Raw genomic sequence first — 7,971 nt, 5'->3', positions numbered from 1 at the left:
CCTATATCCTGCCGGTGCCGAACTATCAGCCGGTACCGGTCTGGGTCAGGCCGCCGCTCGACGTGGCGCCGCCGCCGCCGAACATCATTTACAACAACATCCACAACACCGTGGTGATCAACAACACCACCAATGCGGTGACGATCACCAATCCCGCCGGACAGGCGCAGGTCCTCACGCCGCCGGCTGCCCCGGTGGCGGTGGCGCCCGCGCAGGTCGGGTCGCCGGCATCGCCGGTCGCGGCTGGCGCGATCGCGCTGGGTGCTGCCGGTGCCGGCGCCGCGGCATTGCTCGCGCCCTCGCTGCCGCCGTCGGTTGCAACAAAGGCGGCGCTGGCGCCGAATACCCCGCCGGTCCAGGTGCTCAGACCCGCGCTGTCGGCACAGCCGGCGCCGTCCCAGGCCCAGACGACATCTCCGCCCGTCGGCCCCGCCGCGACCGCGCCGGACGGCAAGCCCGTGCCAGGCGGTCCGCGGCCGCCCGGCGCGCCGCTCGTCCCCCCTGCCGCGAATGCCAGGCCCGCAGCGCAGACCTTGCCGGGGGCCAACGGCCAGCCACTGCCCCCCTTGCCCGGCTCGCCGCCGACACCGGCAGCACCGTCGGGTGGCGCAAGACCCGGACAGGCCGGAACAGCGTCGCCTGTGGCGCCACCGCCGCCCGGCATCAATGGACAGCCTCGTCCGGTCCCGGGCACGCCAGCCGCAGTACCCAATGCCGCAAGACCGGGATCGCCCTTGCCTGGCGCCAACAGCCAACCGTTGCCATCCCTGACCGGTTCGCCGCCGGCTCAGGCTGCACCGTCGGCTGCCCTCAAATCCACTCCGCCTGCGGCACCACCGTCTCCGCCGCCCGCCGCGGCACGTCCAACCGCGGCGCCGCCACCGCCTGCCGCGACGCGATCCACACCGCCCCCACCAGCCGCGGCGCGTCCGGTACCAGCGCCGGCACTGCCTGCGCCGGCTGCGGCGCGCCCCGCGCCACCGCCTGTGGTGCGGCCACCGCCGCCAGCGCCACCGGTGGCGCGGCCTTCGCCGCCGCCGCCACCTGTGGCACGACCGGCACCTCCTCCGCCTCCTGTGGCACGACCGGCACCGCCTCCGCCTCCTGTCGCACGACCGGCACCGCCTCCGCCGCCTGTCGCACGACCGGCACCGCCTCCGCCGCCACCTCCCGTGGCGCGGCCGGCACCGCCACCTCCGCCGGCCGCGGCACGTCCGGCTGCGCCTGCCGGGAAGCCGTGCACGTTGCCGAGCGGCCAGCCTTGCCCGCCTCCGCGGTAGGCCGCGACGGGCCAATCAGAGCTCCCCGCCCGGCCTCTGAATGCGGCGGGATCGACAAACGAAAACCCCGGCAGCAATGCCGGGGTTTTGTTTGTCAGGGGCCGCGCCTGGGATGGCGGCCTTTGGCATGTAACCGCCGCGCCGGGCGCACCAAGGAAAAGCCCGGCCGCATCGCCGCGGCCGGGCTGAGGTGACTTGGAGGAGATGTCGACAATCAGTACCGGGCGACGACCGGGTTGTTGAAGTGATAGTTGAGGCCGCCCTTGACGGTATGGGTGGTCAGACCGAGCGACGTGTAGCCAGACGTGGCATCGCCATAGCGACCGTTGCCGTAGTCGGCATACATGTACTCGCCCTTCAGCGACCAGCTCGGTGCCACCATGTATTCGACGCCACCGCCAACCGTCCAGCCGGACAGGTTCTTGCTCTCCGACGCCGTCACAATACCGGGCACGGTGAATGACACGCGGTTGTTGGCCCAGGCGTAACCGCCCTTGGCGTAGAACAGAGCGGCGCCGGCGGTGACGCCGACGCGACCGGTGACGCTGCCGAAGGCGCGCAGCTTGTCCTCGAAGTTCAAGTCCGGCGCCAGGGCCTCGCTGTATTTGATGCCGCTGGCCGCGGCATCGACTTCGAGGCCCCAGACCCAGGCGCTGCCGGGCGTCTGCCAGTTGTAGCCGATGGTGCCGCCGCCGAAGCCGCCCTTGATGTCGTTGCTGCGCGCGGTCACGCCATCGAGGCGCACGCGATCCGACCAACCATAGCCGCCCATGACGCCGGCGTAGAAGCCCGACCAATTATAGCCGGCCTCGACCGGAGCCGACGCCTTGGTGTAGGTGCGCGTCCCCAGATCGGCCGCGGAGGCCGTGCCCGCCGCGCCAAAAGCAACAATCGCAGCGGTCGCAAGAGATAGTCTGTTCATCGAAGTTCCCCGTGATTAACTGGATCGATCACTAGGTTATTTGCTATCACCGAGGCAATCCGGCGCGCGCCGAATGGATTGACTGAGCGTCTCAACCCGTGAGCGCGCTGCATCGCTCACACCGCGGACAACAAGGGCAGCCGTGAGCGGTGCCGCGTCTGAAGCAATTCACATTGCCACCGCGCGATCTGTGCAGATCGCGGCCAGTCGCATCGCCGTCTCTGCCGAAGCGCGCCGGTAAGCTTTTGCGCGCGCCATCGGGCGCGCCGAGGCGTCGCCTTGTTGTGAACACGTTACGTTCAGAAACAATTCATCCGCAAAGGCCGACCGTCCGGTTCGCGCCGATCGCACAGATCGGCGCGATTGGATCTGAGGAGAACCACACTTGAAGAAATTTGCTTTGGGATTTGCCGCCGCCGTCGCACTCGGCCTTGTCTCGTTCGCCGTGCCGGCATCGGCGGCGACGCCGGTGTCGCAGGGTATCTCGACCAGCACCGACATTTCCGCGGCCCGTTATGGGGCCCGACGCAAGTCGGTCCGTCGCGGTCGGGTTTGTTCGATGCGCACCGTGGTGCGGCGCGGTCCGATGGGCCGTCGCATCGTCACCAAGACACGCGTCTGCCGGTAACGGCCGCGGCGGTGGCGCCCCCAGGCGCCGCCGCGTCAATTCAGGCTGGCGACCACCACCAGCCGCTTCACGTCGCCATTGCGGTAGGATTTCAGGAACGCGTTGTAGTCCTTGAACGAGACGCAACCATTGCTGTCGCCATTGGGGCCGAGCATGTAGGTGTGCGCCAGCAGGCCGGTGCGACCATAGATCGCGTTTTCGCCGCCGACCGGCGTCAGGCGCAACGCCGCGACGCCGTGAAACAGCGATTCGCGCGCGGTCAGGTCATAGACATGCGGCGGGGTCACGCCGCGCATCTTCTCGGACGCCGATTTCGGGTTGTCGAGGCGATCGCCGAGGCCGGAATGCGCCTCCAGCGTGCTGCCATCCGGCAGATAGACCTTCTTGGCCGAAATATCATAGACGGCCGTGGTGCGATCATAGGCGGTGGGCTTTTGCGCGTCACCGCCATCGCTGCCGATGCCACCATCAGGTCCGGCATAGGCCAGCACCGGTCCGGCCGCCGGCGGCTTGCCAAACAGCTTCTCGAACACCGAGGGGCTGTTGGACGAGGCGGCGAGCACGGTGGCTCTGGCGCGCTGCACCATCAGCTCATGCGCGGAAACGGTCTGGTTGGGCGGCAGCCGCAATTCGGACGGACGCTGCGCCGGTACAGGAATGCTGGCGACCAATTGGCGCACGGTAGGCGCGGCTTTCGCCACGTCCAGCAGCGGCTTCGGCGTCGCCGCCTGGGCCGCGGCGGCGGCTTCCACGGCCGCTGGCGGGGCCACCCGGCGAGCAAAGCGCTCCGGCGGTGCCCCCATCGAATAGCTCGGGTCGAACCAGGCAACCTCGCGGTCCGGCGTGGTCAGGCCATCGGCCGGAACCGGCGCGGCCTGCGCGGCTCGGGAACCGGAAACGGCGGGCGCAAAGCGATCGGCAAAGGTCAGGGTATCGAAACGCTCGGCAAAGGACGAGGCGCCCTCGGCATGGCTCACCAATGCCGATTTCATCCGCACGCTGGCGGAGACGGCCTCAAGCCTGGAAACAAAGACGTTGCTGTACAGCGTCCAGCCGCAGCCGGCGGTGATCAGCCCCACAGCGGCGGCGCCGACCCAGTTCATCGGGCCTTTTGAAGAGGATGCTCGGCGATGGCGTGCCGTGGAATTCCTGGACGAGCCGGTACCAGTGTTCATTCGTCTTGCGTCCAGACCAATTTCACGTTGCGCCTCATGCCGTCAGACAAGCCCCCCCATGGAAGCTGGCCTGGCAGAACCGCGAAGCGTCATTAGGGCCAATCTTAGTTAAATGCAGCTTAAGCTTAGCGGAGACTTGGCACCCAGCACAAGGTACCGAATGCCGGTCAAAAACGGCGATGTGATGGCCTCGCCGCGCCCCGCCAACCATCCGTAAAGCCCGCCCGGGGAAGCACTTCGCGCCATCTTGCCGCTGAACATGGTTAAGCAAAGCCTAACGTGCCTGAATCGGCATCCAACAGCAGGATTCCACGGCGGGTTTCGACGGCGGGTTTCGACGGAGGTCGCCGGCGACAGCCGCAGCTCCGCCTTGTCGCCGGCCCCGGTTCGATGCTCGTCCACCAGCGCAGCGGTGCCTGAATCGCGGTGATACACATCACTCCGCTCCGGATGGGGAAGGCGACGGGCTCCCGCGGCGGACAGCGGTGGCGCCATCCCTTGCAGCGCGATTGAAATGCACGCGGCTCGAATGACGTTCGATAGTGGGCGACCTGCCATGCGCGCGACCCAACGCGTCGCACTATTATACACGCGCCCCTACTAATCCCCGGCATTGAATTGCAATGCCTCTCGCATCGCAAGCTCAACATCAAATGGCCTCAGCTGATGATTTTTTCCGGCGCGATTACGGCGGCGCGCGCATGGTTTGACCATGTTTTGTTTTTTCATCTCGCTTTGTGGCGATCTCTTTCACGCAAAAGCCTTCAAATACAGCGTTCCCGCAATAAGTGTAGTTTTGAAAGGCGAGTTTTAAACAGACGCTTTTTACGTTGCAAGTCAGCAACAACTTAAAAAATGCGGTTCTGGATTTTGAAAAACCGTCCCCGGACGACGCTCGCGGCGCTCCGCCGCTCTGGCGCATGAACTTCGAGAATGCCTTCGTTGAGGTGCGAGCGCTGAAATTGTTTCAGCGAACTACACAAGGGCAAGCGCAGTGAACAGGACCTTATTTTATCCCATTATAGCCGCAATCACGACCATCGCGCTTCAAGGCGGCACCATGGCGGCCGATCTTCAGGTTACGCCTCGCTATCTGAAAGCGCCGCCGATCGTTGATACTTGGACCGGCGGTTATCTCGGCGTTTCCGCCGGCGGGCGCTGGACTACGGAAAACTGGACCAGCAGCGGCCAAGCTTCGCATGAGTTTGAATCGAGTTCAGCACGCCTCGGCCTGTATGGCGGCTACAACTGGCAGGTCCAGCCCGGCTGGATCGTCGGACTCGAAGCCGATGTCGCCTGGGCGAACAACCACGCTTCCCTCGCTTCCATTCCCGGCACTACCGGGACGGGCAAGACGGGCACGTCCGAAGTGAAGGATCTCAGTGACGGCGGCCTGCGCGCGCGTCGGCTATCTCGTCACCCCCAGCACCATCCTGTTCGCCAGCGGCGGCGTGTCCTGGATCCAGAACCAGATCGACGTTTCCTCGGTCACGTCCACCCGCGTCGCGCATTATTGCGCACCGGATACGATTTCGACCTCGACGGCCAGCGACAGCCTATCGAAGACCAATATGGGCTGGAGCCTCGGTGGCGGTATCGAAACCAAGATCGCCCACAACTGGCTGGCACGTGGCGAGTATCGTTACAGCAGCTATGGAAGCCAGCAGGCCAGCCTGATGAAGGGCACGCAGCAGATCAGCGTCGATTTCGACAAGCATTCGACCCAGACCCTGCTGGTCGGCGTCGCCTATCAGTTCGGCCAGTAACACCAGCCGAAGAAGCGCAGCCCCCGGGGCCTGGCAGCCATGCCGGGCCCTTTGCGCCGTGCAAGGTTGTACTGGCAACAAGGCCCGTTAGCGCTCATATTCATCACTCGCCTCCGTGACGCCAGACGCCCTCGTTGATCTGATCGGACACATCATGACCTCACCCGTCGCGAGCCCCTCCTCCGCCAACGCAAAGGCGCGCTACCTCGCCGCGCCAAGACGCTCCGATTTTACGCTCGAGCAGGATTGGTCGTCCTATTCGACGGCCGAACATGATCGCTGGGACCGCCTGTTCGCACGTGCACAAACCGTTCTGCAGGGACGCGCCTGCGACGAGTTTCTGGCGGCGATGAAAACGCTGCAGCTGTCGGAGTCCGGAATTCCCGATCTTGACAAGCTCAGCGCGCGGCTGAAGCCGCTGACCGGCTGGGAAGTGGTGGCGGTCGCCGAACTGGTGCCGGACGACATCTTCTTCGACCATCTCGCCCATCGCCGCTTTCCCGCCGGCGCCTTTATCCGTCCCGAGCACGAGATGGATTATCTGCAGGAGCCCGACATCTTTCATGATGTGTTCGGTCATGTGCCGTTGCTCGCCAATCCGGTCTACGCGGATTTCATGCAGGCCTATGGCAAGGGCGGCCAGCGCGCTTTGGCGCTCGGCCAGTTGAAGAACCTGGCGCGATTGTACTGGTACACGGTCGAGTTCGGCCTGCTGCGGAGCCCCGAGGGCTTGCGCATCTTCGGGGCCGGCATTCTGTCATCGGCCACGGAATCGGTGTTCGCGCTGGAAAATGATTCACCCAACCGGATCGGCTTCGAGCTCGAACGCGTGATGCGCACGAACTATGTGATCGACGATTTCCAGCAGAGCTATTTCGTCATCGACAGTTTCAAAAAACTGCTCGAGGACAGCTACCGCGATTTCGGCGCGCTCTATGCGCGACTGGCCGATGCGCCGGACATCGACGCCGACCAGGTCACCGCGGCGGATCGCCTGATCCACCGCGGCACGATGGATTATTTCACCCTGAAACGCGCCTCAGCCGTTCATTGACTGAATGCGAAACTTGGCCGGCGACGCGCCGAAGCGGCGGCGGAAGCTGCGGTGAAAATACGACAGCTCGTTGAAGCCGCAACTGGCCGCGACGTCGCTGATCTTGAGGCGGCACTGCCGGTCGGAGGTCAGCAGGCCGCGGGCCTTTTCGAGCCGCAAAGCCATGATGCGGTCGGTGATGCTGAAACCAGAGCCCTGCAGCAGGTCCTGCACGTAGCGCACCGAGAGGCCAAGATTCTCGGCGACCACGCGGGTTGAAAATTGCTGGTCTGCGAAGCTCTGGTTGATCTGCGCGAGCACGCTGGCAATTCGCGCCCCGCGCAGGCCGCCGGCTTCGGACGCATTGGCAGCGCCCAATCCCGAACCGCCGCCCAGCTCGGCGCGCTCGCAGCTGATGTCGGAATGATTTTGGGATTCGAAATGTGTGTTTTCCATTGTCCGATAACCCGCTTATTTCATGGTTCGCGGATATGGGTCGTCGCAAGCACCGGTTTAGGTTCAATGCCATGCGTGGTAAATTAGTCGCTTTGCGAACAATTTATTCCGCAGTGCGCGTGGGAGCGCGACGCGGGCAGGAAACCAGCCCAAGACCAGAGCGGTGATACGCCAACGCGGTCATCACCGGCCGCGCAAAAGCCTCTGGAGATGGAAATGAAAAGATTTTTGCTGGGACTGGCGGGCGTCGTCGGTCTTGCGGGTCCCGCTGTCGCGGCCGACCTCCCCGCGCGCATCTACGCCAAGGCGCCGATCGCCGACCCGGTCTATAATTGGACCGGACTCTATCTCGGTGTGAATGCTGGCGGCGCCTGGGGGCGCTCCGCTGCCGCGACATCGACGGTCTTCAGCCCCACCGGCTATTTTGCCGCGACCAGCGTGCCCGCCATTGCCCTTGCCGGCAATCAGCAGCTGAATGGTAGCGGCTTCACCGGCGGCTTGACGGCCGGCTACAACTGGCAGTCGAGCAATATCGTGTTCGGTCTGGAGGCGGACTTCAATTATCTCGGGTTGAAGGCGTCCTCGAGCGGATCAGCCGTGTATCCTTGCTGCGCGCCGACCAGCTTCACCGTCGCTTCCTCGGTGGCCACGGACTGGCTGATGACGTTCAGGCCGCGCCTCGGCCTCGCGCACAACAACTGGCTGTTCTAC

General features: G+C 65.0%; 8 protein-coding genes and 1 pseudogene. 4 read left to right on the top strand and 5 right to left on the bottom strand.

Going from position 1 to position 7,971, the window contains the following annotated elements:
- Positions 1-88 precede the first annotated feature (88 nt).
- From Q0S16_RS12145 to Q0S16_RS12135, 3 genes are all read right to left on the bottom strand, one after another.
- Positions 89-454, bottom strand: coding sequence for a hypothetical protein (locus Q0S16_RS12145; RefSeq protein WP_295848517.1), 366 nt, complete (start codon positions 452-454; stop codon positions 89-91).
- Positions 455-810: 356 nt separating this feature from the next.
- Complete coding sequence (locus Q0S16_RS12140) at positions 811-1,152, bottom strand: hypothetical protein (RefSeq protein ID WP_295848515.1); 342 nt, start codon at positions 1,150-1,152, stop codon at positions 811-813.
- Between the two features lie 342 nt (positions 1,153-1,494).
- A complete protein-coding gene (locus tag Q0S16_RS12135; protein WP_295848513.1) occupies positions 1,495-2,202 on the bottom strand; it encodes an outer membrane beta-barrel protein in 708 nt (235 codons plus the stop codon).
- 385 nt (positions 2,203-2,587) lie between these two features.
- Here Q0S16_RS12135 and Q0S16_RS12130 point away from each other — a divergent pair, with 385 nt between their 5' ends.
- Entirely contained in the window at positions 2,588-2,830 is a 243-nt protein-coding gene (locus Q0S16_RS12130) for a hypothetical protein (protein ID WP_295848512.1), read from the top strand.
- A gap of 35 nt (positions 2,831-2,865) precedes the next feature.
- On the opposite strand, the gene Q0S16_RS12125 is transcribed toward Q0S16_RS12130, so the two are convergent.
- Positions 2,866-3,933, bottom strand: a complete 1,068-nt coding sequence (locus Q0S16_RS12125; protein ID WP_295848510.1) for a DUF2778 domain-containing protein — start codon at positions 3,931-3,933, stop codon at positions 2,866-2,868.
- Positions 3,934-5,387: 1,454 nt separating this feature from the next.
- Here Q0S16_RS12125 and Q0S16_RS12120 point away from each other — a divergent pair.
- Together Q0S16_RS12120 and phhA are read left to right on the top strand one after the other, a co-directional pair.
- The gene (locus Q0S16_RS12120; RefSeq protein ID WP_295848508.1) at positions 5,388-5,771 is read left to right on the top strand and encodes an outer membrane beta-barrel protein; all 384 of its coding nucleotides are present in this window, start codon (positions 5,388-5,390) and stop codon (positions 5,769-5,771) included.
- A 154-nt stretch (positions 5,772-5,925) separates the two neighbouring features.
- Entirely contained in the window at positions 5,926-6,825 is a 900-nt protein-coding gene (gene phhA / locus Q0S16_RS12115) for a phenylalanine 4-monooxygenase (protein WP_295848507.1), read from the top strand.
- Here phhA and Q0S16_RS12110 read toward each other — a convergent pair.
- The gene (locus Q0S16_RS12110; RefSeq protein ID WP_295848505.1) at positions 6,811-7,260 is read right to left on the bottom strand and encodes a helix-turn-helix transcriptional regulator; all 450 of its coding nucleotides are present in this window, start codon (positions 7,258-7,260) and stop codon (positions 6,811-6,813) included. The two genes, phhA and Q0S16_RS12110, sit on opposite strands and share 15 nt — an antisense overlap.
- A gap of 216 nt (positions 7,261-7,476) precedes the next feature.
- Here Q0S16_RS12110 and Q0S16_RS12105 point away from each other — a divergent pair.
- Positions 7,477-7,971: pseudogene (locus tag Q0S16_RS12105) on the top strand (porin family protein); the annotation flags it as partial.

Source organism: Tardiphaga sp., assembly GCF_025356345.1.
GTDB lineage: Bacteria > Pseudomonadota > Alphaproteobacteria > Rhizobiales > Xanthobacteraceae > Tardiphaga.
Note: the sequence above shows the minus strand (reverse complement) of the source record. Positions and strands in the feature narration are given on the sequence as shown.